The sequence below is a fragment of the Klebsiella sp. ZJOU C1 genome (genome assembly GCF_035620215.1).
GTDB classification, from domain to species: domain Bacteria; phylum Pseudomonadota; class Gammaproteobacteria; order Enterobacterales; family Enterobacteriaceae; genus Klebsiella; species Klebsiella variicola.
The window spans coordinates 906161-931448 of record NZ_CP141644.1; the positions used below are offsets into that span (position 1 = coordinate 906161).

General features: G+C 59.1%; 19 protein-coding genes. 12 read left to right on the forward strand and 7 right to left on the reverse strand.

Going from position 1 to position 25288, the window contains the following annotated elements; translation table 11 throughout:
- Positions 1–3 precede the first annotated feature (3 nt).
- Both gspC and SPE70_RS04235 read right to left on the reverse strand, forming a co-directional pair.
- The gene (gene gspC / locus SPE70_RS04230; RefSeq protein WP_023322082.1) at positions 4–846 is read right to left on the reverse strand and encodes a type II secretion system protein GspC; all 843 of its coding nucleotides are present in this window, start codon (positions 844–846) and stop codon (positions 4–6) included.
- Positions 831–968, reverse strand: coding sequence for a hypothetical protein (locus SPE70_RS04235; RefSeq protein ID WP_004219434.1), 138 nt, complete (start codon positions 966–968; stop codon positions 831–833). The genes gspC and SPE70_RS04235 overlap by 16 nt, the downstream gene beginning before the upstream one ends.
- A gap of 184 nt (positions 969–1152) precedes the next feature.
- On the opposite strand from SPE70_RS04235, the gene pulA reads away from it, so the two are divergent.
- A complete protein-coding gene (gene pulA / locus SPE70_RS04240) occupies positions 1153–4461 on the forward strand; it encodes a pullulanase-type alpha-1,6-glucosidase (RefSeq protein ID WP_064170613.1) in 3309 nt (1102 codons plus the stop codon).
- A 256-nt stretch (positions 4462–4717) separates the two neighbouring features.
- Positions 4718–5275, forward strand: coding sequence for a type II secretion system assembly factor GspB (gene gspB / locus SPE70_RS04245; protein ID WP_022065532.1), 558 nt, complete (start codon positions 4718–4720; stop codon positions 5273–5275).
- A gap of 39 nt (positions 5276–5314) precedes the next feature.
- Here the strand turns inward: gspB and gspS are convergent, their stop codons facing one another.
- On the reverse strand, positions 5315–5689 hold the full coding sequence (gene gspS, locus SPE70_RS04250; RefSeq protein WP_012968915.1) for a type II secretion system pilot lipoprotein GspS: 375 nt from the start codon (positions 5687–5689) through the stop codon (positions 5315–5317).
- 587 nt (positions 5690–6276) lie between these two features.
- Between gspS and mrcB the strand changes: the two genes are divergently transcribed.
- The 5 genes from mrcB (at position 6277) to fhuB (ending at position 14998) form a co-directional block, all read left to right on the forward strand.
- Positions 6277–8841 carry a bifunctional glycosyl transferase/transpeptidase gene (gene mrcB, locus SPE70_RS04255; protein ID WP_022065533.1) on the forward strand — a complete coding sequence of 855 codons (2565 nt, stop codon included), beginning with the start codon at positions 6277–6279 and terminating at the stop codon, positions 8839–8841.
- A gap of 234 nt (positions 8842–9075) precedes the next feature.
- Positions 9076–11283 (forward strand): ferrichrome porin FhuA, encoded by a 2208-nt coding sequence (fhuA, locus tag SPE70_RS04260; protein WP_022065534.1) that lies wholly within the window; start codon positions 9076–9078, stop codon positions 11281–11283.
- Positions 11284–11328: 45 nt separating this feature from the next.
- Positions 11329–12126, forward strand: coding sequence for a Fe3+-hydroxamate ABC transporter ATP-binding protein FhuC (gene fhuC, locus SPE70_RS04265; protein ID WP_022065535.1), 798 nt, complete (start codon positions 11329–11331; stop codon positions 12124–12126).
- On the forward strand, positions 12126–13019 hold the full coding sequence (fhuD, locus tag SPE70_RS04270; protein WP_022065536.1) for a Fe(3+)-hydroxamate ABC transporter substrate-binding protein FhuD: 894 nt from the start codon (positions 12126–12128) through the stop codon (positions 13017–13019). The genes fhuC and fhuD overlap by 1 nt, the downstream gene beginning before the upstream one ends.
- The gene (gene fhuB, locus SPE70_RS04275) at positions 13016–14998 is read left to right on the forward strand and encodes a Fe(3+)-hydroxamate ABC transporter permease FhuB (protein WP_064170612.1); all 1983 of its coding nucleotides are present in this window, start codon (positions 13016–13018) and stop codon (positions 14996–14998) included. Before fhuD ends, fhuB begins: the two co-directional genes overlap by 4 nt.
- Before the next feature lie 223 nt (positions 14999–15221).
- Here fhuB and hemL read toward each other — a convergent pair whose 3' ends face one another.
- A complete protein-coding gene (gene hemL, locus SPE70_RS04280) occupies positions 15222–16502 on the reverse strand; it encodes a glutamate-1-semialdehyde 2,1-aminomutase (protein ID WP_012542813.1) in 1281 nt (426 codons plus the stop codon).
- A 180-nt stretch (positions 16503–16682) separates the two neighbouring features.
- Here hemL and clcA point away from each other — a divergent pair, with 180 nt between their 5' ends.
- Positions 16683–18101: a H(+)/Cl(-) exchange transporter ClcA gene (gene clcA / locus SPE70_RS04285; protein ID WP_008807364.1), complete on the forward strand. Its 1419-nt coding sequence runs from the start codon at positions 16683–16685 to the stop codon at positions 18099–18101.
- A gap of 81 nt (positions 18102–18182) precedes the next feature.
- Positions 18183–18527, forward strand: coding sequence for an iron-sulfur cluster insertion protein ErpA (gene erpA, locus SPE70_RS04290; protein WP_008807363.1), 345 nt, complete (start codon positions 18183–18185; stop codon positions 18525–18527).
- Positions 18528–18612: 85 nt separating this feature from the next.
- On the opposite strand, the gene SPE70_RS04295 is transcribed toward erpA, so the two are convergent.
- Genes SPE70_RS04295 through mtnN form a run of 3 tightly spaced genes read right to left on the reverse strand, consistent with a single transcriptional unit; the run spans position 18613 to position 20764 of the window.
- Entirely contained in the window at positions 18613–19236 is a 624-nt protein-coding gene (locus SPE70_RS04295; RefSeq protein WP_002889277.1) for a TRIC cation channel family protein, read from the reverse strand.
- Between the two features lie 36 nt (positions 19237–19272).
- Entirely contained in the window at positions 19273–20073 is an 801-nt protein-coding gene (gene btuF, locus SPE70_RS04300; protein WP_012542811.1) for a vitamin B12 ABC transporter substrate-binding protein BtuF, read from the reverse strand.
- Complete coding sequence (mtnN, locus tag SPE70_RS04305) at positions 20066–20764, reverse strand: 5'-methylthioadenosine/S-adenosylhomocysteine nucleosidase (protein WP_012968908.1); 699 nt, start codon at positions 20762–20764, stop codon at positions 20066–20068. Before mtnN ends, btuF begins: the two co-directional genes overlap by 8 nt.
- An 83-nt stretch (positions 20765–20847) precedes the next feature.
- Between mtnN and dgt the strand changes: the two genes are divergently transcribed.
- The 3 genes from dgt to cdaR all read left to right on the forward strand — a co-directional run bounded on the left by dgt (position 20848) and on the right by cdaR (position 25256).
- Positions 20848–22362 (forward strand): dGTPase, encoded by a 1515-nt coding sequence (gene dgt, locus SPE70_RS04310; protein ID WP_008807360.1) that lies wholly within the window; start codon positions 20848–20850, stop codon positions 22360–22362.
- Between the two features lie 134 nt (positions 22363–22496).
- A complete protein-coding gene (degP, locus tag SPE70_RS04315) occupies positions 22497–23930 on the forward strand; it encodes a serine endoprotease DegP (RefSeq protein WP_008807359.1) in 1434 nt (477 codons plus the stop codon).
- A gap of 168 nt (positions 23931–24098) precedes the next feature.
- Positions 24099–25256, forward strand: a complete 1158-nt coding sequence (cdaR, locus tag SPE70_RS04320) for a DNA-binding transcriptional regulator CdaR (RefSeq protein WP_012968907.1) — start codon at positions 24099–24101, stop codon at positions 25254–25256.
- The last annotated feature ends 32 nt before the right edge of the window (positions 25257–25288 follow it).

A 25288-nucleotide genomic window follows, 5' to 3' on the forward strand; every position in this document is an offset into this window, starting at 1 on the left:
CAATTATTCATCCCCCAGCGCGAAAGCGATATCGTGTCGTTGACCTTCTCGCTCAACGGTCAGCGTTATTTCGGTCTGTTCATTCAGGTGTTGCAGCGCCTGCTGTGCTTGCGCCTGATCGCGTAAATCAATGCCATTTAGGGCAATGGCTAAATCATTTTCCTGCAGGCCGGACTGACGAAATAGCGAGGCGTCTTTGCCTGGATTAAGGCGATAGCCCTGCAGTTTGTCGCCACTGAGCACCGGCGAAATAGATAAATAAGTGAGGATATTTTGCGGCTGTTCGCGGAGTTGCTTCACAAGAGGCGGAGTGGCCGCTGTAGTGGGCGATGACGACGGCGCGCGGGTATCGTTAAATAACAAAATGGCCTCTTTGCGTCCCTGATAGTTAACGATGATCCGGTCGGGAAGAATGGCGACGATCCGCGCATCGTACCCCGGGATAGTATCGCCGGAACTAAGGCTAACCTGCTGATTTCCTTTTTCTATAATGGCGATGGATCGTGCCGGGTTACTGCTGGCGAGCAGACCCGTAAGGCGTAGTTTCAGGCTGGAAACCGGCACCTGATTGAGGTGGGTTGCATCCGTTGGCGCGGGGTTGTTTTTTGCCGCCAGACCAAACAGGGTAAATACAGGCCGTTCGGTTTTTAATTCCGACTCCGCCATTGGAGAAGCGGTTAATGGCAGGGCGGAAATATCCTCATGACTCACAGGGAATACCACGCGCCAGGTTAATTTCGCCAGCTGGGGGATAGCGGTTATTAATATGATGAGCGTCACAATTTGTGGTAATAATTTAATTATCCCTTTATTTATATTTGTTAACCCCATCACAGAAACTGGCATTTTAATTCCTTTGCTAATTTATTTTTCTGCACGTTGGCGTAATACCCTACCGAAACAGGTAGGTGATTATTGGCTTTTGAATTATTTATTGCCGGAGAGTGGCGATAAGCGTGGCGAATCATAATCAGTTTGCGGTTTCGGGTCGTCATTCCCTTTATTGATTTACTCCCCCGGCTTCCTACGCCCCCCTCTCATTTGTGGGGGATGATTGCGCCCCGGAAAGCAAAAATATCTAATTAGCGCGCTGTAAAGATATTCATCCTTTCTTACCTTTTATAATTTAATAAGCATATTAGGGACTATCGAATGCTCAGATATACCTGTCATGCCCTATTTCTTGGATCGTTAGTATTATTGAGTGGCTGTGATAACAGCTCTTCCTCTTCACCCTCTGGCTCACCGGGTTCACCAGGCAATCCTGGCAACCCAGGCACGCCCGGTACGCCCGACCCGCAGGATGTGGTCGTCCGCTTACCGGACGTTGCCGTCCCTGGCGAAGCGGCGCAGGCTTCCGCCAACCAGGCTGTCATTCACCTTGTCGATATCGCCGGCATCACCAGCAGCACGCCGGCCGACTATGCGACTAAAAACCTCTATCTATGGAATAACGAAACCTGTGATGCGCTGAGCGCGCCGGTGGCGGACTGGAATGATGTCAGCACTACGCCGACCGGCAGCGACAAATATGGCCCTTACTGGGTGATCCCGCTGACTAAAGAGAGCGGATGTATCAACGTTATCGTCCGCGATGGCACCAATAAGCTTATCGACAGCGACCTGCGCGTCTCTTTTGGCGATTTCACCGATCGCACGGTATCGGTCATCGCTGGCAACAGCGCGGTCTATGACTCCCGCGCCGACGCCTTCCGCGCCGCCTTTGGCGTGGCGCTGGCCGATGCGCACTGGGTCGATAAAACCACCCTGCTGTGGCCGGGTGGCGAAAATAAACCCATTGTGCGCCTCTATTACAGCCACAGCAGTAAGGTGGCCGCCGACAGTAACGGCGAATTTACCGATAAATATGTCAAGCTGACCCCCACTACTGTCAGCCAGCAGGTGAGCATGCGCTTCCCGCATCTCGCCAGCTATCCTGCCTTTAAGCTGCCGGATGATGTCAACGTCGATGAATTGCTGCAGGGCGAGACGGTGGCGATATCCGCCGAAAGCGACGGGATCCTTAGCTCCGCCACCCAGGTGCAGACCGCCGGCGTGCTGGACGATACCTATGCCGCTGCCGCCGAGGCGCTGAGCTATGGCGCCCAGCTAACTGATAGCGGTGTGACCTTCCGCGTCTGGGCGCCCACGGCGCAGCAGGTTGAGCTGGTGGTCTACAGCGCCGACAAGAAGGTGGTGGCCAGCCATCCGATGACCCGCGACAGCGCCTCCGGCGCCTGGTCCTGGCAGGGCGGGAGCGACCTGAAGGGCGCGTTCTACCGCTACGCGATGACCGTCTACCACCCGCAGTCGCGTAAAGTCGAGCAGTACGAAGTGACCGATCCCTACGCCCATAGTTTGTCGACCAACTCGGAGTACAGCCAGGTGGTCGATCTCAACGACAGCGCGCTGAAGCCGGAAGGCTGGGACGGGCTGACGATGCCGCACGCGCAGAAAACCAAAGCCGACCTGGCGAAAATGACGATCCACGAGTCGCATATTCGCGATCTCTCTGCCTGGGATCAAACCGTTCCCGCCGAACTGCGCGGTAAGTATCTGGCGCTCACCGCCCAGGAGAGCAATATGGTCCAGCATCTGAAACAGCTGTCGGCCTCGGGAGTGACCCATATTGAGCTGCTGCCGGTCTTCGATCTGGCGACGGTCAATGAATTCAGCGACAAAGTCGCCGATATTCAGCAGCCGTTCAGTCGCCTGTGCGAGATCAACAGCGCGGTGAAGAGCAGCGAGTTCGCGGGCTATTGCGACAGCGGTTCGACGGTCGAAGAGGTGCTGACCCAGCTGAAGCAGAACGACAGCAAGGATAACCCGCAGGTGCAGGCGTTGAATACGCTGGTGGCGCAGACCGACTCCTATAACTGGGGCTACGATCCGTTCCACTACACGGTGCCGGAAGGATCCTACGCCACCGATCCGGAAGGCACGGCGCGCATTAAAGAGTTCCGCACCATGATTCAGGCGATCAAGCAGGATCTGGGAATGAACGTCATTATGGACGTGGTGTACAACCACACCAACGCCGCCGGCCCGACCGACCGCACCTCGGTGCTGGATAAGATCGTCCCCTGGTACTATCAGCGCCTGAATGAAACCACCGGCAGCGTGGAATCGGCCACCTGTTGCTCCGACTCGGCGCCAGAGCACCGGATGTTCGCCAAGCTTATCGCCGATTCACTGGCGGTATGGACCACCGATTATAAGATCGATGGCTTCCGCTTCGACCTGATGGGCTATCATCCGAAAGCGCAGATCCTCTCGGCCTGGGAGCGCATTAAAGCGCTGAACCCGGACATTTATTTCTTTGGTGAAGGCTGGGATTCCAACCAGAGCGATCGCTTTGAAATTGCCTCGCAAATCAATCTGAAAGGCACCGGGATCGGCACGTTCTCCGATCGTCTGCGTGACGCCGTGCGCGGCGGCGGGCCGTTCGATTCCGGCGATGCATTGCGCCAGAATCAGGGGGTGGGTAGCGGCGCCGGCGTTCTGCCGAATGAGCTGACCAGCATGACCGACGATCAGGCGCGCCACCTCGCCGATCTGACCCGTCTGGGCATGGCCGGTAACCTCGCGGACTTCGTGCTGATCGACAAAGACGGCGCGGTGAAGAAAGGCAGCGAGATTGACTATAACGGCGCGCCTGGCGGCTATGCGGCTGACCCGACGGAAGTCGTGAATTATGTGTCAAAACACGACAACCAAACGCTGTGGGACATGATCAGCTATAAAGCTGCTCAGGAGGCGGATCTCGATACCCGCGTCCGGATGCAGGCGGTGTCGCTGGCGACGGTGATGCTCGGCCAGGGGATCGCCTTTGACCAGCAGGGCTCAGAGCTGCTGCGCTCTAAATCTTTTACCCGCGATTCGTATGATTCCGGTGACTGGTTTAACCGCGTGGATTACTCCCTGCAGGACAACAACTACAACGTGGGTATGCCGCGCAGCAGCGATGATGGCAGCAACTATGACATTATCGCCCGGGTGAAAGACGCGGTGGCTACTCCGGGTGAAACGGAGCTCAAGCAGATGACCGCGTTTTATCAGGAGCTGACCGCGCTGCGTAAATCGTCTCCGCTGTTTACTCTCGGTGACGGCGCGACGGTGATGAAGCGCGTGGACTTCCGCAATACCGGCGCCGATCAGCTGACGGGTCTGCTGGTGATGACCATCGATGACGGGATGCAGGCTGGCGCCAGTCTGGACAGCCGTGTCGACGGCATCGTGGTGGCGATCAACGCCGCACCGGAAAGCCGGACGCTGCAGGACTTCGCCGGCACATCGCTGCAGCTGAGCGCCATCCAGCAGGCGGCAGGCGACCGTTCGCTGGCGAGCGGCGTGCAGGTTGCCGCTGACGGCTCGGTCACGCTGCCGGCCTGGTCGGTAGCGGTCCTCGAGCTGCCACAGGGGGAATCGCAGGGCGCTGGCCTGCCGGTGAGCAGTAAATAACATAACGTGGGGCGCCCGTAAGGGCGCCTCTGGCTGATGACAAACCTGTTTCGTTATTGTGCTCGCCTTTCTGCCGGGTGGCGGCTTTCGCCTTACCCGGCCTACGAAAGACTGCAATATCAAACAGTTATGCAGTTGTCTGTCGGCCCGCACTAGCGTAGCGCCGCCGGGCAATCTCTGAAGAATGCACTTTGTCAGCAGTCTGGGGCGCCCGTAAGGGCGCCTTCTCTGCACCGTGAGGGAACAGGAGACGGTTGTGATTGTTCGTGATGATAGTGAAAGAGGCATCTCGCCGCTGACGGCGCCTCAGCCGTCCACCGCGCAGGCAGACGCGCCGGTAAGCCGCGGCCGGATGGTGCAGATCCCCGGCTGGATTATCCCGCTGTACGCCGGATTATTTATCGCGCTCGGCTGGTTTGGCGGCGAGCAGTGGCGCCATCCGTCACCGCCGCAAACGCTGCCTCTGCCGGTGGCTCATGCGGCGCTTTTGCCGTTAACCGCCGCCGGGGAGACCGCGCCAAAAAACCCGCCGTCGGCGGTAAAACCCAGCGCGCCTGCGGCGCCGGTAATGGACAGCGATACGCTGCCGCCCCTGCGCTATAGCGCCCATGTCTATGCCTCGCTACCGGAAAAGCGCAGCATTGTGTTAAACGGCAAAGCGTGGTCGGAGGGTGATTCCCCGCTGCCCAATCTGGTGGTGGAGCAGATCCAGCAGGATGTGACGATCTTTAGCTTCAACGGCACAACATTTACCCTGGCGGCGCTGGATGACTGGCCAGGCGGGAAAATTGACGAGGAGCCGAAAGGGGAATAAGGGCTACGCGCAATAAAATGCGCGTTGAGAATATTTTGTTTAGTCGCTGCGCAAGCTGGCAATAAAGGGAGCGAGCTGGCGATTAAATTGACTACACTGTGTGGCTTCCGGAGTGCTGTCCTGCAAAAGTTGTTGATAAAGCCGGTCGCTATTTTGGCTTAACGTCGCCACGTCAATATTTCCCCACCCGCGCGCTTTGCCGACATTCACCGCTGCCCGATATATCGTTTCATCGGCGGGCAGATCGCTACGATTACATTTATTCTTGAGATAGCGCGTCCCGGCTGCTACCGACGAGAGCTGCTCCAGCTGCGCCTGGCTGCTGATGGCCGGGCTGAGCGTTGAGGCGGGTTTCTGTTGGCAGCCAGAGAGCACGGCGACCACGCAAAGCGAAAATATAAGCGGAATGCGCATAGTAAAGTAATCAAAATAATGAATCACTGGCCGCTAGTTTAACAAAGATTTTCCTGGTGTCATCATAAAATATTATTCTGCATAAATGTTAACAGGCTCTCATTTTTATTGGAAGAAACTCGATTAATTCCCTTTACTTCTCTCAATAATAAATGTTGTCGTCCGGGAAATATATTTTCGGTGTGAGGCGATGCCGCCGCATTTGGCATCAGGGCGAGCGTCATTTTTTATGTTATTAAAAAACATACTCTTTCCCATCTTGTTACGTGCGCAGGAGGTAAAATGCTGGTTAAGAATGTCGCATTTTAGTGCTATCCTGTATGCCCTGAACATTACGTGCTATGTTCTGACCATTTCTGCTGATGATGCGTTTAACATAATGATTTTATGGTGAATTTTTATTGTTAATATCATGTAAAACGAAGCAAACCAACCTCATGAAAGGCTGGCGGCATGTCCTGCCTGCCAGCAGGTTGTCGTCCGAAGGATAAGCAGCCTGGACGTTAATTTGAGAGATTTCTTCTTCCTCTGTGCAGGGGAAGTATTGAGAATCAGGCCCTTGCGCCTGAACGTTGCGGAGAAAAAGCATGGCGGGAGATGACCGCGAGCCTATCGGACGTAAGGGGAGACCCTCACGTCCGACAAAACAAAAAGTTACCCGTCGCCGGGTCCGGGAAGAGGACTACGACGACGAGTATGATGACGATGATTATGAGGATGAGAAACCGGTGCCGAGAAAAGGAAAAGGCAACGGTGGCAAACCTCGTCGTAAGCGCCGCTGGCTGTGGCTGCTGGTCAAGCTGGGGATTGTCTTCGCGGTGCTGATTGCCGCCTATGGCGTCTACCTCGATCAGAAAATCCGCAGCCGCATTGACGGTAAAGTCTGGGAGCTGCCGGCCGCGGTTTATGGCCGGATGGTGAATCTTGAGCCGGATATGCAGATCAGCAAAAACGAGATGGTGCGTCTGCTGAACGCCACCCAGTATCGTCAGGTCAGCGCGATGACGCGCCCGGGCGAATACACCGTGCAGGCCAACAGCATCGAGATGATCCGTCGTCCGTTCGATTTCCCGGACAGTAAAGAAGGGCAGGTGCGCGCGCGTCTGACCTTCGATGGCGACCATCTGGAGACCATCGAGAATATGGATAATAACCGCCAGTTCGGTTTCTTCCGTCTCGATCCGCGTCTTATTACCATGCTGCAGTCGCCGAATGGTGAGCAGCGCCTGTTCGTGAAGCGCAGTGGCTTCCCGGATCTGCTGGTGGATACGCTGCTGGCGACCGAAGACCGCCACTTCTACGAGCACGATGGTATCAGCCTGTATTCCATCGGCCGCGCGGTGCTGGCGAACCTGACGGCAGGTCGTACGGTGCAGGGGGCGAGTACCCTGACCCAGCAGCTGGTGAAAAACCTGTTCCTCTCCAGCGAGCGCTCCTACTGGCGTAAAGCCAACGAAGCGTATATGGCGCTGATCGTCGATGCCCGCTACAGCAAGGATCGCATCCTTGAGCTGTATATGAACGAGGTGTACCTCGGCCAGAGCGGCGATAATGAAATTCGCGGCTTCCCGCTGGCCAGCCTGTACTACTTTGGCCGTCCGGTGGAAGAGCTGAGCCTCGATCAGCAGGCGCTGCTGGTGGGGATGGTGAAAGGGGCGTCGGTGTATAACCCGTGGCGCAACCCGAAACTGGCCCTTGAGCGACGCAATCTGGTGCTGCGTCTGCTGCAGCAGCAGCAGGTTATCGACCAGGAGCTGTACGATATGCTGAGCGCGCGTCCGCTGGGCGTGCAGCCGCGCGGCGGGGTGATTTCACCGCAGCCGGCCTTTATGCAGATGGTTCGTCAGGAGCTGCAGGCGAAGCTGGGCGATAAAGTGAAAGATCTCTCCGGCGTGAAGATCTTCACCACCTTCGACTCGGTGGCGCAGGATGCGGCGGAAAAAGCGGCTACTGAAGGGATCCCGGTACTGAAGAAACAGCGCAAGCTGGCAGATCTGGAAACCGCCATGGTGGTGGTGGACCGCTTTACCGGTGAAGTGCGGGCGATGGTCGGCGGCGCGGAGCCGCAGTTCGCCGGCTACAACCGCGCGATGCAGGCCCGCCGGTCGATTGGTTCTCTGGCCAAGCCGGCGACCTATCTGACCGCGCTGAGCCAGCCGAACCAGTATCGCCTGAACACCTGGATCGCCGATGCGCCGGTGACCATTCGCCTGTCCAACGGCCAGACGTGGTCTCCGCAGAACGACGATCGTCGCTTCAGCGGCCAGGTGATGCTGGTGGATGCCTTGACCCGCTCGATGAACGTCCCGACGGTTAACCTCGGGATGGCGCTGGGCTTGCCGGCGGTCGTCGATACCTGGACTAAACTGGGGGCGCCGAAGAATCAGCTCAACGCGGTGCCGGCGATGCTGCTGGGTGCGCTGAACCTGACGCCGATTGAAGTGGCGCAGGCCTTCCAGACCATCGCCAGCGGCGGCAACCGTGCACCGCTGTCCGCCCTGCGGTCAGTGATTGCGGAAGATGGCACGGTGCTCTACCAGAGCTACCCGCAGGCGGAACGCGCCGTGCCTGCCCAGGCGGCCTACATGACGCTGTGGACCATGCAGCAGGTGGTGCAGCGCGGCACGGGGCGTCAGCTGGGCGCGAAGTATCCGGGCCTGCATCTGGCGGGGAAAACCGGGACCACCAACAATAACGTCGATACCTGGTTCGCCGGCATCGACGGTAGCCAGGTGACCATCACCTGGGTGGGCCGCGACAACAACCAGCCGACCAAACTGTACGGCGCCAGCGGCGCGATGTCGATTTACCAGCGCTATCTGGCGAACCAGACGCCAACGCCGCTGGCGTTGACGGCGCCGGAAGACGTGGTCGACATGGGCGTGGACAGCAACGGCAACCTCGTCTGCAGCGGTGGCGTCCGTTCGCTGCCGGTCTGGACGACGCAGCCGGATGCGCTGTGCCGCCAGGGCGAGATGATGCAGCAGCAGCAGTTGCAGCAGCAGGAAGCGAACAACCCGTTTAATCAGTCCGGGCAACAGCAGCCGCAGCAGCAGCAACAGCAACAGCAACAGCAGCAGCAACAGCCGAAGCAGCAGGAAAAGAGCGACGGCGTCGCGGGCTGGATCAAGGATATGTTCGGCAGTAACTGATTTTGGTCGCACAACCCGACCCCTTAATACGAAAGTATTAAGGGGTTTTTTTATACCTGTAAAAAAGTTAACGCCTCTTTAACTCCATAATAACTATCTGGTTATTAATTCGGCCTTCGGTCTCGCCAGGCTGGCATATCGCTTGCCTTGCCTTCGGCGTTTCGCCTATTATATCGCCCGTCATAATAATAATTATCGTTTACGTTATCATTCACTTTCATCAGAGATATACCCATGGCGCGTCCAAAAACTGCTCAGCCAAATCACTCGCTGCGTAAAATCGCAGTCGTAGTAGCCACGGCGGTTAGCGGCATGTCTGTCTATGCACAGGCTGCGGAACAACCGAAACAAGAAGAGACTATCACCGTCGTTGCGGCACCGGCCGCCCAGGAAAGCGCCTGGGGACCGGCGCCGACCATCGCGGCAAAACGCTCTGCCACGGCGACGAAAACCGATACCCCGATCGAAAAAACGCCGCAGTCTGTCTCGGTGGTCACGCGCCAGGAGATGGAGATGCGCCAGCCGACCACGGTAAAAGAGGCGCTCTCCTATACGCCGAGCGTCTTCTCCACCCGCGGTAGCTCGACCACCTATGATGTGGTCACCATCCGCGGTTTCACTACCTCGACGACCGTCAATACCAACCAGTATCTGGACGGCATGAAGCTGCAGGGAAATAACTACTCTGAAGTCTCCATGGACCCGTATTTCCTCGAGCGCGTGGAAGTGATGCGCGGGCCAACCTCGGTGCTGTACGGCAACAGCAACCCTGGCGGTATCGTCAGCATGGTCAGCAAACGCCCGACCACTGAGCCGCTGAAAGAAGTGCAGTTCAAGATGGGCACCGACAACCTGTGGCAGACCGGGTTTGACTTCAGCGACGCCATTGATGATGCCGGCGTCTGGTCCTATCGCCTGACCGGCCTGGGCCGCAGCCAGGATACCCAGCAGCAGATGGCGAAGTCTACCCGCTATGCGGTGGCGCCGTCCTTTAGCTGGCGCCCGGACGATAAAACCGACTTCACCTTCCTGAGCAACTTCCAGAATGACCCGGATGCGGGCTACTACGGCTGGCTGCCGCGCGAAGGCACCGTGGTGCCGTATTACGATGCCAACGGGAAGGCGCACAAGCTGCCGACCGATTTCAACGAAGGCGAGGCGGATAATAAGATCTCGCGCCGCCAGAAGATGGTGGGTTATAGCTTCTCCCATCAGTTTGATGACACCTTTACCGTGCGGCAGAACCTGCGCTATGCCGAGGTTGATACCTTGTATCGCTCGGTGTACGGGAATGGCTATGTCGCCCCGGGCTACATGAATCGCGCCTATGTGCGTTCTGATGAGCACCTGAACACCTTTACCGTCGATACCCAGCTGCAGTCTGCTTTCGCCACCGGCGCGGTCAGCCATACGCTGCTGACCGGCGTGGATTACTCGCGGATGCGCAACGATGTGGATGCCGACTACGGGACGGCGGATCCTATCAGCATGAGCAACCCGCAATACGGCAACCCGAATATTCAGGTCACTTTCCCGTACGCGGTCCTCAACCGAATGGAGCAGACGGGCCTGTACGCGCAGGATCAGATGGAGTGGGATAAGTGGGTCATGACCCTGGGCGGCCGTTACGATTACGCCACCACCTCAACGTTAACTCGCTCCAGCAACAGCCTGGCGGAGAATCACGACCAGCAGTTCACCTGGCGCGGCGGTATCAATTACCTGTTTGATAACGGCATCTCTCCGTACTTCAGCTACAGCGAATCCTTCGAGCCGGTATCGGGCTCCGGGCTTAACGGCCAGCCGTTCGATCCGTCGCGTGGCAAGCAGTATGAAGCTGGCGTGAAATATGTGCCGAAAGACATGCCGGTGGTGGTCACCGCCGCGGTCTATCAGCTGACCAAAGATAAGAACCTGACGGCGGATCCGGCTAACCAGGCGTTCAGCATCCAGACCGGCGAGATCCGCTCCCGCGGCCTTGAGCTGGAGGCGAAAGCGGCGGTGAACGCCAATATCAACGTCACCGCGGCTTACAGCTATACCGATGCGGAATACACTCACGATACGGTGTTCAACGGCAAGCGTCCGGCGGAAGTGCCGCGCAATATGGCCTCCCTGTGGGCGGATTACACCTTCCACGAAACCGCGCTCAGCGGTTTGACGGTCGGCGCCGGGGCGCGCTATATCGGTTCTACGGTCAGCTATTACAAAACTGACACCAGCACCGGTAACAAAAATGATGCCTTCAATGTGGCCGGTTATGCGCTGATGGATGCGACGGTCAAATACGATCTGGCGCGCTTTGGCCTGCCGGGCTCTTCGGTCGGCGTCAACGTCAACAACCTGTTTGACCGCGAATATGTCTCCAGCTGCTATAGCGAATACGCCTGCTACTGGGGTGCGGGACGTCAGGTTGTCGCGACCGCAACCTTCCGCTTCTAACTACTCACGGGCGCGGTTCGCCGCGCCCAACATCAGGTTGTTGCTATGCAGGAACAGACTCCGCACTCTGAGACCACCTTTGCGTTAAATGGCGTGACCTTTCGCGTACCGGGTCGCACGCTGCTTCACCCCCTTTCGTTAACCTTCCCGGCAGGAAAAGTGACTGGCCTGATAGGCCATAACGGTTCCGGCAAATCCACATTACTGAAAATGCTCGGCCGCCATCAGCCGCCTTCCGCGGGCGAGGTGCTGCTGGACGGCCAGCCGCTGGAGAGCTGGAGTAGCAAGGCGTTTGCCCGCAAAGTGGCCTATCTGCCGCAGCAGCTGCCGGCGGCGGAAGGGATGACAGTTCGCGAGCTGGTGGCGATAGGTCGCTACCCGTGGCATGGCGCGCTGGGGCGCTTCGGCGTGGCGGATCGCGAAAAGGTGGAAGAGGCGATCGCGCTGGTGGGGCTGAAGCCTTTGGCGCAGCGGCTGGTGGACAGTCTCTCCGGCGGCGAGCGTCAGCGGGCGTGGATCGCCATGCTGGTGGCGCAGGATAGCCGCTGTCTGCTGCTTGATGAACCGACCTCGGCGCTGGATATCGCCCATCAGGTCGATGTCCTGGCGCTGGTGCATCGTCTCAGCCAGCAGCGTGGCCTGACGGTGATCGCGGTCCTGCATGATATCAATATGGCTGCCCGCTACTGCGATTATCTGGTCGCGCTGCGCGGTGGGGAAATGATCGCCCAGGGAACGCCAGCAGAACTGATGCGCAGCGACACGCTGGAACAAATCTACGGCATCCCGATGGGGATCCTGCCGCACCCGGCGGGCGCGGCGCCGGTAAGTTTTGTCTATTGATGATGAACCCAACTCTGATAACCCGACGCCGCCTGCTGACCGCGATGGCGCTCTCGCCGCTGCTGTGGCAGATGCGCGGCGCGCAGGCGGCGAACATTGACCCGCAGCGCGTCGTCGCGCTGGAGTGGCTGCCGGCCGAACTGCTGCTGGCGCTTGGCGTCACGCCCTACGGCGTGGCCGACATTCCCAACTATCGCCTGTGGGTGAACGAACCCGCGCTGCCCGCGTCGGTAATCGATGTCGGCCTGCGCACCGAACCCAATCTTGAGCTGCTGACGCAGATGAAACCGTCGTTTATCGTCTGGTCGGCAGGCTATGGCCCGTCGCCAGAAAAGCTGGCGCGTATCGCGCCTGGCCGTGGTTTCACCTTCAGCGACGGCAAACGGCCGCTGGCGATGGCCCAGCGTTCGCTACTGGAAATGGCCGACCTGCTGGGTAAACAACAGCAGGCGAAGCGCCATCTGGCGGAGTTCGACGCGCTGATGGAGAACCTGCGTCCGCGATTTGCCCGGCGTGGCGATCGCCCACTGCTGATGATTTCGCTGCTTGATGCCCGCCACGTGCTGGTATTCGGTGAGAACTGCCTGTTCCAGGAGGTGCTTGACCGCTTTGGCATTCAAAACGCCTGGCGCGGCGAAGCGGCATTCTGGGGCAGCGTCACCGTCGGTATTGATCGGCTGGCGGCATTTAACGAGGCCGATGTGATCTGTTTCGATCATGGCAACGATCGGGAGATGGCCCAGCTGTTGGCGACCCCGCTGTGGCAGGCGATGCCGTTCGTGCGCGCGGGGCGTTTCCAGCGGGTTCCGGCGGTGTGGTTCTATGGCGCGACGCTGTCGGCGATGCATTTCGCCCGCGTGCTGGCCGATACGCAGGGGAGGGCGGCGGTATGAACGCGCGTCTCTCGCCGTTAGCCATTCTCCTGCTGACCGGGCTGCTGGTTGCCGCTTTCGCGCTGAGCATCGTCAACCTCAATGTCGCTTTACCTTACGCGCAATGGCGTCAGGCGCTGTGGCAGCCGGATATCGATAATATCGCCCAGATGCTGTTCCATTACAGCCTGCTGCCGAGGCTGGCGATATCGCTGCTGGTCGGCGCCGGGCTGGGGCTGGTCGGCGTGCTGTTCCAGCAGGTGCTGCGTAACCCGCTGGCGGAGCCAACCACGCTCGGCGTCGCCACCGGCGCACAGCTGGGAATGACGGTGACGACGCTATGGGCCATCCCTGGCGTGCTGGCCTCGCAGTTTGCGGCGCTGGCTGGGGCTTGTCTGGTGGGGGCGCTGGTGTTTGGCGTCTCGTGGGGCAAACGTCTGTCGTCGGTGACGCTGATCCTGGCCGGCCTGGTAGTGAGTCTCTATTGCGGCGCGGTCAATCAGCTGATGGTGATTTTCCATCACGATCAGCTGCAAAGCATGTTCCTGTGGAGTACCGGCACCCTGACGCAGACCGACTGGAGCGTGGTGCAACGCCTGTGGCCGCAGCTGCTCGGCGGCGCGATGTTGACGCTGTTATTGCTACGCCCGTTAACCCTGATGGGACTCGATGATGGCGTGGCGCGCAACCTTGGGCTGGCGCTGTCTCTGGCGCGGCTTGGCGTGCTGACGCTGGCGATTGTCATCAGCGCGCTGCTGGTTAACGCGGTCGGCATTATCGGCTTTATCGGTCTGTTCGCGCCGCTGCTGGCGAAAATGCTCGGCGCCCGCCGCCTGCTGCCGCGATTGCTGCTGGCGGCGCTAATTGGCGCGTTGATCCTGTGGCTTTCCGATCAAATTATTCTCTGGCTCAGCCGGGTCTGGCGGGAAGTCTCGACCGGGTCAGTCACCGCGCTGATTGGCGCGCCTTTATTGCTGTGGCTGCTGCCGCGGCTGCGCAGCATCAGCGCCCCGGTGATGAATGGCGGCGATAAAGCGTTGATCGAGCGCCGCCACGTGCTGTGGTTCGCGCTGGGCGGCTTAGCGCTGCTGCTGTTGGCGATAACCGCCGCGCTGACCTTTGGTCGCGATGCCCATGGCTGGCAGTGGGCCAGCGGCGATCTGCTGGCGCAACTGATGCCCTGGCGCTGGCCACGTGTGCTCTCGGCGCTGTTCGCCGGGGTGATGCTGGCGGTCGCGGGCTGCATCATTCAACGCCTGACCGGCAACCCGATGGCCAGCCCGGAAGTACTGGGCATCAGCTCTGGCGCGGCGTTCGGTGTGGTATTGATGCTGTTCTTCGTGCCGGGCAACGCCTTTGTCTGGCTGTTGCCTGCCGGCAGCCTTGGCGCGGCGGCAACGCTGCTGGTTATTCTGATCGCCGCCGGGCGCGGCGGTTTCTCGCCGCACCGGATGCTGCTGGCGGGGATGGCGCTGAGTACCGCCTTCACCATGCTGTTGATGATGCTGCAGGCCAGCGGCGATCCGCGCATGGCGCAGATCCTGACGTGGATGTCCGGTTCGACCTATAGCGCGACGCCGGAGATGGCGCTGCGTAGTGGCGTGGTGATGCTGGCGCTGCTGGCGCTGGCGCCGCTCTGCCGCCGCTGGCTGACCATTTTGCCGCTGGGCGGCGAGGCGGCGCGGGCGGTGGGGATGGCGCTGACGCCATCGCGTATCGGGTTGCTGCTGCTGGCGGCGAGCCTGACGGCGACGGCGACGCTCACCATTGGGCCGTTAAGTTTCGTTGGCCTGATGGCGCCGCATATTGCGAGGATGCTGGGATTCCGCCGGACGATGCCGCATATGGTGATTTCCGGGCTGACGGGCGGGATGCTGCTGGTGTTCGCCGACTGGTGCGGGCGAATGATGATGTTCCCCTACCAGATCCCGGCGGGGCTGTTGTCGACCTTTATCGGCGCGCCGTACTTTATCTATTTGCTGAGAAAGCAGAGCCGCTAACGATCCTGGATGGCCTCAATATCCCCGGTGGCGCTAGCGCTTACCGGGGCTACAGCGCTGTGCAATTTGGTAGCCCGGACAAGGCGCAGCGCGCCGCCTCCGGGAAACTCCCCGGTGGCGCTAGCGCTTACCGGGGCTACAGCGCTGTGCGATTTGGTAGCCCGGACAAGGCGCAATGCGCCGCCTCCGGGAAAATCCCTGCGCCACCAGGCGTTCAAGTACCTTACAGTTTGGCAAACACCCGACGGGCGGCGTCGATGGTGTTGTTAATGTCCTCTTCGCTGTGGGCGATGGACATAAAGCCGGCTTCAAACGCCGACGGCGCCAGGTACACACCTTCCTCCAGCATCAGGTGGAAGAAGCGCTTGAAGCGTTCGACATCGCACTTCACCACGTCCTGATAGCAGGTGACGGTTTCGGCATCGGTAAAGAAGATGCCGAACATGCCGCCGACGTTATTGACCACCAGCGGGATCCCGGTTTCGCGCGCCGCGTTCAGCAGGCCATCCGCCAGCTGGTTGGTCAGCTCGGTCAGGGTTTCATGCACGCCCGGCTGCGCCACTTCGCTTAAGCAGGCGAAGCCAGCGGCCATGGCGATCGGGTTACCGGAGAGCGTACCAGCCTGGTACACCGGGCCGGTCGGCGCCAGCGCGTCCATCACTTCGCGGCGGCCGCCGAAGGCGCCCACCGGCATCCCGCCGCCGATGATTTTCCCGAGACAGGTCAGATCCGGCTCCACGCCGTAATAAGCCTGGGCGCCCGCCAGCGCCACGCGGAAGCCGGTCATCACTTCGTCGATGATCAGCAGGGCGCCAAATTCGTCGCACAACGCGCGCAGGCCCGGCAGGAACTCCGGCTGCGGCGGAATGCAGTTCATATTCCCGGCGACCGGCTCGACGATGATGCAGGCGATATCCTGTGGATATTGCTCGAACGCCGCGCGTACCGAGGCGAGGTCGTTATAGGTGCAGGTCAGGGTATGTTTCGCGAAATCGGCTGGCACGCCCGGCGAATTTGGCTGGCCGAGGGTCAGCGCGCCGGAACCGGCTTTCACCAGCAGACAGTCGGCATGGCCGTGATAGCAGCCTTCGAACTTAATGATCTTATCGCGGCCGGTGAAGCCGCGGGCCAGGCGAATCGCGCTCATGGTCGCTTCGGTGCCGGAGTTCACCATCCGCACCATATCCATGGTCGGGACCAGCTCGGTCACCAGCTCCGCCATTTTCACTTCCATTTCGGTCGGCGCGCCAAAGCTCAGGCCGCGGGACGCCGCTTCGATCACCGCATTGCGGATAGCCGGGTGGTTGTGGCCCAGCACCATCGGACCCCAGGAGCCGACATAATCGATATAGGCCTTCCCGTCCACGTCATAAAGATAGGCGCCATCCGCGCGTTCGATAAACAGCGGCGTGCCGCCGACGCCGGTGAAGGCGCGCACCGGCGAGTTAACGCCGCCGGGGATCAGTTCGCGCGCAGCATGGTATAGATTTTCAGATTTGCTCATGGCCAGGGTCCTGGTTCGTGAAAAATGTTTTATCGGCTATTCTAAGTTATTCCAGGATGGTTATGAAAGTTTTGCCCAATTGAAACAATGCGCCGCAAGGGCATTTTTTTGACGACGCAGCGCGCCGGGACGGCTAAAATGCCTCTCTCTTCATTTGTATTACCAATAATTGATAATGGCATGAAAGCAGAAACTCCCTCTTTTGAAGCACATCAGTTCGTGCGGGTACGTCGCGGCGATGCGGTGCGCCGTTTGATTCAGCGCGATAAAACGCCGCTGGCGGTCCTGTTGATGGCGGCGGTGGTTGGCACGCTGGCCGGTCTGGTGGGCGTGGCGTTTGAAAAGAGCGTGAACTGGGTGCAGAACCAGCGGATCGGCGCGCTGGCGCAGGTGGCCGATCATTGGTATCTGGTCTGGCCGCTGGCGTTTATCTTGTCGGCGCTGCTGGCAATGGTCGGTTATTTTCTCGTGCGCCGCTTTGCGCCGGAGGCGGGCGGCTCCGGGATCCCGGAAATCGAAGGGGCGCTGGAGGAGCTGCGGCCGGTGCGCTGGTGGCGCGTGCTGCCGGTGAAATTCATCGGCGGCATGGGGACCCTGGGCGCCGGAATGGTGCTGGGACGCGAAGGGCCGATGGTGCAGCTTGGCGGCAACATTGGACGCATGGTGCTGGATATCTTCCGCATGCGCAGTCCGGAGGCGCGGCACACGCTGCTGGCGACCGGTGCGGCGTCGGGGCTCTCGGCGGCCTTTAATGCGCCGCTGGCCGGTATTCTGTTTATCATCGAAGAGATGCGCCCGCAGTTTCGCTACAACCTGATCTCCATTAAAGCGGTATTTACCGGCGTGATCATGTCGAGCATTGTGTTTCGTATTTTCAATGGCGAAGCGGCGATCATTGAGGTAGGCAAGCTGAGCAACGCCCCGGTGAATACCCTGTGGCTGTATCTGGTGCTGGGCATGCTCTTTGGTTGCTTTGGTCCGCTGTTTAACTTCCTGGTGCTGCGCACCCAGGATATCTTCCAGCGCATCCACGGTGGCAATATCAAAAAATGGGTATTGATGGGCGGGGTCATCGGCGGGATCTGCGGCCTGCTGGGGCTGATGCAGCCCTCCGCGGTGGGCGGTGGCTTTAACCTGATCCCCATCGCCGCCGCCGGTAATTTCTCCGTCGGTTTGCTGCTGTTTATCTTTATTGCCCGCGTGGTGACCACGCTGATCTGCTTCTCTTCCGGCGCGCCGGGGGGGATCTTCGCGCCGATGCTGGCGCTGGGCACCTTGCTGGGCACGGCGTTCGGCATGGCGGCTATTCCGCTGTTTCCGGCCTACCATCTCGATGCCGGCACCTTCGCCATCGCCGGGATGGGGGCGCTGCTGGCCGCCTCGGTGCGCGCGCCGCTCACCGGGATTGTGCTGGTGCTGGAGATGACGGATAACTATCAGCTCATTTTGCCAATGATTATTACCTGCCTTGGCGCAACACTACTGGCGCAATTCCTCGGCGGTAAGCCTTTGTATTCGACCATTCTGCAACGTACTCTGGCGAAGCAGGAGGCCGAGCAGGCGGCAAAAGCGCAGCAGGCACCGCGGGAGAATACTTGAACGATTTACCAGGGTATTAGATAATGGCTCAAAAGGTCCGGTTATTCTTTAACCGGCCGGAAGTATCAATGGGAGCAAAAAATGAGTGATGACGTAGCGTTGCCGCTGGAGTTTACCGAAGCCGCAGCCAACAAAGTAAAACACCTGATTGCGGATGAAGATAATCCGAACCTGAAACTGCGCGTGTATATCACCGGCGGCGGTTGCAGCGGTTTCCAGTATGGCTTCACCTTTGACGATCAGGTGAACGAAGGCGATATGACCATCGAGAAACAGGGCGTCGGCCTGGTGGTTGACCCAATGAGCCTGCAGTATCTGGTCGGCGGCGCCGTCGACTATACCGAGGGTCTGGAAGGTTCGCGTTTCATCGTGACCAACCCGAACGCGAAAAGCACCTGCGGCTGCGGTTCCTCATTCAGCGTTTAAAGCGAGTGCGACCGGGCGCCTTCTCCTCCAGCGAGAGGGAGCCAACGCGAAAAACGGTAACCTTAAGGTTACCGTTTTGCTTTTACTACCGCCCGTTATCGTCCAGGGCAAACGTCGGCAGCTTCAGGTGCCAGCGGATCGCCGCCAGACGGATCACCAGTGTCACCACCATGCCCATCATCGCCGAATTCTCCAGCGGGAGATGAAAGGTGTCGTGTGCTGTAGCGTGGACAATGCCGCCGACAATACAGGCGGTGGCGTAGATCTCGGTGCGCAGAATCATGGGAATTTCGCGCGCCAGCACGTCACGGATAATCCCGCCGCCGACGCCGGTGACCACCCCCATGCAGACCGCCACCAGCGGACCACTGCCGGCGAGAAAGGCTTTATTGACGCCGATGCCGACAAACACCGCCAGACCGACGGCATCAAGAACGGGCAGTATCCATTTCGGCAGCCGACGCGGCTGGCGGACCAGCAGGATGGTCAGCATGCTGGTGACCATCGCCACCACCAGATCGGTGGGATCTTTGACCCAGAATACCGGGCCATTCGCCAGCGCCATGTCGCGGATGGTTCCGCCGCCCACCGCCGTCACCACGCCTAACACCAGCACGCCGAATGGGTCCATGCGTAATTTTCCCGCCAGCAGAACGCCGGAGATCGCGAAGACAGCCGTGCCAATAATATCCAGCCAATAGACAAGCATCGTTGATTCCCACTGAACATCCGGTGCGCCGGATGATTATTTTACCTGGTCAAGCGCCGCACAAAGTTGTTTGGCGGCGAGGATAATACGTGGGCTTGCGCGTTCAAACCAGTCGCTGTGTAACGCAATCAACGAAATGGTGAGCTGATGTTGCCAAAAGCGCTGCGCTTCGGCAATGCGGCTGGCGTCGCCGGTCACCACGATCGCCTGCGGCTGGCGGGCCAGCACCTGTTCGCGGCTCACCTGCGGCCAGGGAACACGGCTGGTGGCAAAGATATTCTCGCCGCCGCACAGCCCCAGCACCTGATCCTGAATCGAACCGGGACCACTGGTGAATAGCGGCGCGGATCCGAACTGCAGGAAGACGCGTTTCTTCGGCGCATTGGCATAGCGCGCTTTCAGCGTATCGTATTCCTGCTGCATCGCCTGCGCCGCCTGCTGCGCTTTTTCCGGCTGCGGGCTCCACTGCGCCAGCTGACGCAGGGTGGCGATGATCTCTTCTATCGTCGAGGTCTGCACCCAGAGGACATGAATACCCAGCGACTGCAGCTGGTTAACCTGGCGTTCGGCATTGCCCCCGCGCCAGGCCAGCACCACGTCTGGCTTTAGCGCCACGATGCGCTCCAGGTTCATCCCCTGCCAGCTGGCAACCTGTTCTATGGTTTTGGCCTGCGGCGGATAATCGGAATAGCTGCTGACGCCGACCGGCGTGATCCCGGCGGCAAAGGCCAGTTCGGTATTGGCGGGGGAGAGGGTGACCACCCGCGGCGCGGCCAGTAGCCACGCCGGGGCGAGTAACAGCAGCGCGGCAAGCGCGAAGGATAGCGACTTAGCCACGTGCCAGGTTCTGTACCAGATTCTCCACCATCAGGGTGGACTGTCTGGCGGCGACCGCAAGGAACTCGTCAAAACTGAGGTGGGACTGCTGGTCGGCCACGTCGGAGATGGCGCGAACCACCACGAAGGGAACCTTGAAGTTATGGCAGACGTGAGCGATGGCGGTCGCTTCCATTTCCACGGCGATTGCCTGCGGGAAATTATGGCGGATCTTCGCCAGCGCGACGGAGCCGTTAATGAAGGCATCGCCGCTGACGATCAGGCCGCGAACGGCATTGAGATCTAACGCTTTAATGCAGTCTTCGGCGGCGGCCACCAGCTTATCGTCCGCTTTAAAGCCCGCCGGGCAGCCAGGCAGCTGGCCATACTCATAACCGAAGGCAGTGACGTCGGCATCGTGGTAGCGCGCTTCATCGGAGACGACGATATCGCCGACCTTCAGCGTCGGCGCGAGGCCGCCGGCAGAACCGGTATTAATGATCACGTCAGGCTGGCAGCGCTCCAGCAGCAGGGTCGCGCCCGTCGCCGCCGCCACTTTCCCGATACCAGACTTCAGCAGAGCGACGTCAACGCCGTGAAGTTGGCCGGTATAGATTTCGCTCCCGCCAATAGTGATAGTCTGGCGGTTTTCGATTTTGTCGCGCAGGAGGGTAACTTCCTCTTCCATAGCGCCAATAATGCCAATTTTCATAGATTTACTCGCGATGTGTCAGGTTTAGTTGCATAGTCTATCATGCGCTTAAGGGGAAGCGTATTGCTCGCGCGGGAGAGGCTATGGCAAAGATTGATTTTCGCAACAAGATAAACTGGCGTCGACGCTTCCGTTCGCCGCCGCGGGTGGAGACGGAGCGCGACATCCTGCGGATCTTCGAAAGCGATCGGGGGCGGATCGTCAACTCGCCGGCCATCCGCCGCCTACAGCAAAAAACCCAGGTCTTCCCGCTGGAGCGCAACGCGGCGGTCCGTACTCGCCTGACCCACTCGCTGGAGGTGCAGCAGGTGGGGCGCTATATCGCCAAAGAAGTGCTTAGCAGGCTGAAAGAGCAGAAGCTACTGGAAGAGTATGGCCTGGAAGAGCTGACCGGGCCATTCGAGAGCGTGGTTGAAATGGCCTGCCTGATGCACGACATTGGCAACCCGCCGTTTGGCCACTTTGGCGAGGCGGCGATTAACGACTGGTTTCGCCAGCGCCTGGCCCCCGGCGATGCGCTCGGCCAGCCGTTGACCGACGATCGCTGCGAGGTACAGGCGTTACGCCTGCACGAAGGGGAAACGGCGCTGAATGCGCTGCGGCGTAAAGTGCGCCAGGATCTCTGCAGCTTTGAGGGCAACGCGCAGGGGATTCGTCTGGTCCACACGCTGATGCGGATGAATCTGACCTGGGCGCAGGTGGGCTGCATCCTGAAATATACCCGACCGGCGTGGTGGTTCGAGGCGACGCCAGCCAGTCACAGTTATTTAATGAAGAAGCCTGGCTATTATTTAGCCGAAGAAGAGTATGTCGCGCGCCTGCGTAAAGAACTGGATCTGGCACCTTACAATCGATTCCCATTAACCTGGATTATGGAGGCCGCGGATGACATCTCATATTGCGTCGCGGATCTTGAGGATGCGGTTGAAAAACGTATTTTCAGCGCCGAGCAGCTTTATCAGCATCTTTACGACGCCTGGGGCAACCATGAAAAAGGATCGTTATTCTCTCAGGTAGTGGAAAATGCCTGGGAAAAATCGCGAGCTAATTACCTGCGACAGAGCGCGGAAGATCAGTTTTTTATGTATTTGCGGGTAAACACGCTGAATAAGCTGGTGCCCTACGCGGCGCGCCGATTTATTGATAACCTGCCGGCCATCTTCACTGGCGACTTTAATCATGCGCTGCTTGAGGACGATAGCGATTGCAGCCAGCTGCTGGAACTCTATAAAAATGTAGCGATGAAACAGGTCTTTAGCCATCCGGATGTCGAGCAGCTGGAATTGCAGGGCTACCGGGTGATTAGCGGCCTGCTGGATATCTATCAGCCGCTGCTGAAATTATCTCTGGAGGATTTCAGCGAATTAGTGGCGCAGGAGCGGGTACGGCGGTTACCCATTGCCTCCCGGCTGTATCAGAAACTTTCAACCCGTCACCGGCTGGCCTATGTTGAAGCAGTAAATAAGCTGGTGCGCACGGCGCCTGAATTTGCGCTGATGGAATACTATTATCGCTGCCGTCTGATCCAGGATTATATCAGCGGAATGACGGATTTGTATGCGTGGGATGAATATCGGCGACTGATGGCGGTGGAATAGGCTGGAGTTTTGTAAAGATGGACAATAAATTTTTACTTTTTCCAGAAACTTAATTCCGGAACTTAGCGCTATAAAATGACTCTGATAGTCACGTACACAGCAACTTTCGTTATCTGATATTGAGATTGAAACTGATGAAAAAAACCACGTTAGCAATGAGTGCACTGGCTCTGAGTTTAGGTCTGGCGTTGTCCCCGCTCTCTGCGAGCGCGGCAGAAACGGCATCTTCGGCCACTAATGCACAGCAGATGCCAAGCCTGGCCCCGATGCTGGAGAAGGTGATGCCATCGGTGGTGAGCATTAACGTTGAAGGTAGCACTACTGTTAATACCCCACGGATGCCGCGTAACTTCCAGCAGTTCTTTGGCGATAACTCGCCGTTTTGCCAGGATGGTTCGCCTTTCCAGAGTTCACCGTTTTGCCAGGGCGGTGGACAGGGCGGTCAGCCTGACGGCGGCCAGCAGCAGAAATTTATGGCGCTGGGCTCCGGCGTCATCATTGATGCGGCCAAAGGGTATGTGGTGACCAACAACCACGTTGTGGACAACGCCACCACGATTAAGGTTCAACTGAGCGATGGCCGTAAGTTTGATGCCAAAGTCGTGGGCAAAGATCCGCGCTCCGATATCGCGCTGATTCAGATTCAGGATCCGAAAAACCTGACGGCGATTAAGCTGGCTGATTCTGATGCGCTGCGCGTCGGCGACTACACCGTGGCTATCGGTAACCCGTTTGGTCTGGGCGAAACCGTGACCTCCGGGATTGTCTCCGCGCTGGGCCGTAGCGGCCTGAACGTGGAAAACTACGAAAACTTTATCCAGACCGATGCGGCGATTAACCGCGGGAACTCCGGCGGCGCGCTGGTGAACCTCAACGGCGAGCTGATCGGCATTAACACCGCCATCCTGGCGCCGGACGGCGGCAACATCGGTATCGGTTTTGCTATCCCGAGCAACATGGTAAAAAACCTGACCGAGCAGATGGTGAAATATGGCCAGGTGAAACGCGGTGAGCTGGGCATCATGGGCACCGAACTGAACTCTGAACTGGCGAAAGCGATGAAAGTCGACGCCCAGCGCGGCGCCTTTGTCAGCCAGGTGATGCCAGGTTCGGCAGCCGCCAAAGCGGGCATTAAAGCCGGCGACGTGATCACCACCCTCAATGGCAAGGCGATCAGCAGCTTCGCCGCGCTGCGTGCTCAGGTCGGCACTATGCCTATCGGCAGCAAAGTTGAGCTTGGCCTGCTCCGCGACGGCAAACCGGTCACCGTTACCGTCGAACTGCAGCAGAGCAACCAGACCCAGGTGGATTCCAGCACCATCTTCAACGGGATTGAAGGGGCGGAAATGAGTAACAAGGGTCAGGATAAGGGCGTGGTGGTCAACAATGTGAAAGCCGGCACCCCGGCGGCGCAGATTGGCCTCAAGAAAGGCGATATCATTGTCGGGGCGAATCAGCAGCCGGTGAAAAACATCGCCGATCTGCGGAAAATCTTCGACGCCAAACCGTCCGTGCTGGCGCTGAACATTCAGCGCGGCGACGCCTCTATCTACCTGCTGTTGCAGTAATCGTCAGCGCAAGCGCCACAGCCCCTTCCCTCGCCGAGGGCAGGGGCTTTTTTTTCGTTCTGTGACCACTTCCACAACTCCACATATCTCGCCCCGCCTTCGGGCATATGCACAATGCAGCAGGACGGAGACTCTTTTATGCTGGTGCCCTGCATAGGGGAGGATTACATGGCTGGCTGGCATCTTGATACCAAAATGGCGCAGGATATTGTGGCGCGCACGATGCGCATCATCGATACCAACATCAACGTGATGGATGCCCGCGGGCGGATTATCGGCAGCGGCGATCGGGAAAGAATTGGTGAATTGCACGAAGGCGCGCTGCTGGTGCTTTCTCAGGGGCGGGTGGTGGATATCGACGATGCGGTCGCTCGCCATCTGCACGGCGTGCGTCAGGGGATCAACCTGCCGCTACGCCTCGAAGGTGAAATCGTCGGGGTGATCGGCCTGACCGGCGAGCCGGAGGCGCTGCGGAAATATGGCGAGCTGGTGTGCATGACGGCAGAGATGATGCTGGAGCAGTCGCGGCTGATGCATCTCCTTGCGCAGGACAGCCGCCTGCGCGAAGAGCTGGTGATGAACCTGATTCAGGCGGAAGAGCATACCCCGGCGCTGAACGAATGGGCTCAGCGGTTAGGTATCGATCTCAATCAGCCGCGGGTGGTGGCGATGATTGAGGTGGACAGCGGCCAGCTCGGCGTGGACAGCGCGATGGCGGAACTGCAGCAGTTGCAGAACGCGCTGACCACCCCCGATCGCAATAATCTGGTGGCCATTGTGTCACTCACGGAAATGGTGGTGCTGAAACCGGCGCTGAACAGCTTTGGCCGCTGGGACGCCGACGATCACGTCCGCCGCGTCGAACAGCTTATCGCCAGGATGAAAGAGAATGGTCAGCTCCGCTTTCGCGTGGCGCTGGGCAACTTCTTCACCGGTCCCGGGAGTATCGCCCGCTCTTACCGTACCGCACGGACGACCATGATGGTGGGTAAGCAACGAATGCCGGAGAGCCGCAGCTATTTCTATCAGGATCTGATGCTGCCGGTGCTGCTAGACAGCCTGCGCGGCGGCTGGCAGGCCAATGAACTGGCCCGTCCGCTGGCGCGTCTGAAGGCTATGGATAACAACGGTTTGCTGCGGCGTACGCTGCAGGCGTGGTTTCGCCATAACGTGCAGCCGCTGGCGACATCAAAGGCGCTGTTTATTCATCGCAATACCCTGGAGTATCGGTTGAACCGTATCTCGGAGCTGACCGGTCTGGATCTCGGCAGCTTTGACGATCGGCTGCTGCTCTATATAGCCCTGCAGCTGGATGAGCAACGATAGGGCGTCGAGATAAAAATGCCGGGAGGCGGTTC

What these genes read in the sequence shown, in the direction of transcription:
- SPE70_RS04295 (WP_002889277.1), bottom strand. Translation starts at nt 19,236, where the DNA reads ATGCTTGTCTATTGGCTGGATATTATTGGCACGGCTGTCTTCGCGATC.
- degP (WP_008807359.1), top strand. Translation starts at nt 22,497, where the DNA reads ATGAAAAAAACCACGTTAGCAATGAGTGCACTGGCTCTGAGTTTAGGT.
- mtnN (WP_012968908.1), bottom strand. Translation starts at nt 20,764, where the DNA reads ATGAAAATTGGCATTATTGGCGCTATGGAAGAGGAAGTTACCCTCCTG.
- fhuA (WP_022065534.1), top strand. Translation starts at nt 9,076, where the DNA reads ATGGCGCGTCCAAAAACTGCTCAGCCAAATCACTCGCTGCGTAAAATC.
- gspC (WP_023322082.1), bottom strand. Translation starts at nt 846, where the DNA reads ATGCCAGTTTCTGTGATGGGGTTAACAAATATAAATAAAGGGATAATT.
- cdaR (WP_012968907.1), top strand. Translation starts at nt 24,099, where the DNA reads ATGGCTGGCTGGCATCTTGATACCAAAATGGCGCAGGATATTGTGGCG.
- fhuD (WP_022065536.1), top strand. Translation starts at nt 12,126, where the DNA reads ATGATGAACCCAACTCTGATAACCCGACGCCGCCTGCTGACCGCGATG.
- fhuB (WP_064170612.1), top strand. Translation starts at nt 13,016, where the DNA reads ATGAACGCGCGTCTCTCGCCGTTAGCCATTCTCCTGCTGACCGGGCTG.
- clcA (WP_008807364.1), top strand. Translation starts at nt 16,683, where the DNA reads ATGAAAGCAGAAACTCCCTCTTTTGAAGCACATCAGTTCGTGCGGGTA.
- mrcB (WP_022065533.1), top strand. Translation starts at nt 6,277, where the DNA reads ATGGCGGGAGATGACCGCGAGCCTATCGGACGTAAGGGGAGACCCTCA.
- fhuC (WP_022065535.1), top strand. Translation starts at nt 11,329, where the DNA reads ATGCAGGAACAGACTCCGCACTCTGAGACCACCTTTGCGTTAAATGGC.
- pulA (WP_064170613.1), top strand. Translation starts at nt 1,153, where the DNA reads ATGCTCAGATATACCTGTCATGCCCTATTTCTTGGATCGTTAGTATTA.
- hemL (WP_012542813.1), bottom strand. Translation starts at nt 16,502, where the DNA reads ATGAGCAAATCTGAAAATCTATACCATGCTGCGCGCGAACTGATCCCC.
- gspS (WP_012968915.1), bottom strand. Translation starts at nt 5,689, where the DNA reads ATGCGCATTCCGCTTATATTTTCGCTTTGCGTGGTCGCCGTGCTCTCT.
- dgt (WP_008807360.1), top strand. Translation starts at nt 20,848, where the DNA reads ATGGCAAAGATTGATTTTCGCAACAAGATAAACTGGCGTCGACGCTTC.
- SPE70_RS04235 (WP_004219434.1), bottom strand. Translation starts at nt 968, where the DNA reads ATGATTCGCCACGCTTATCGCCACTCTCCGGCAATAAATAATTCAAAA.
- erpA (WP_008807363.1), top strand. Translation starts at nt 18,183, where the DNA reads ATGAGTGATGACGTAGCGTTGCCGCTGGAGTTTACCGAAGCCGCAGCC.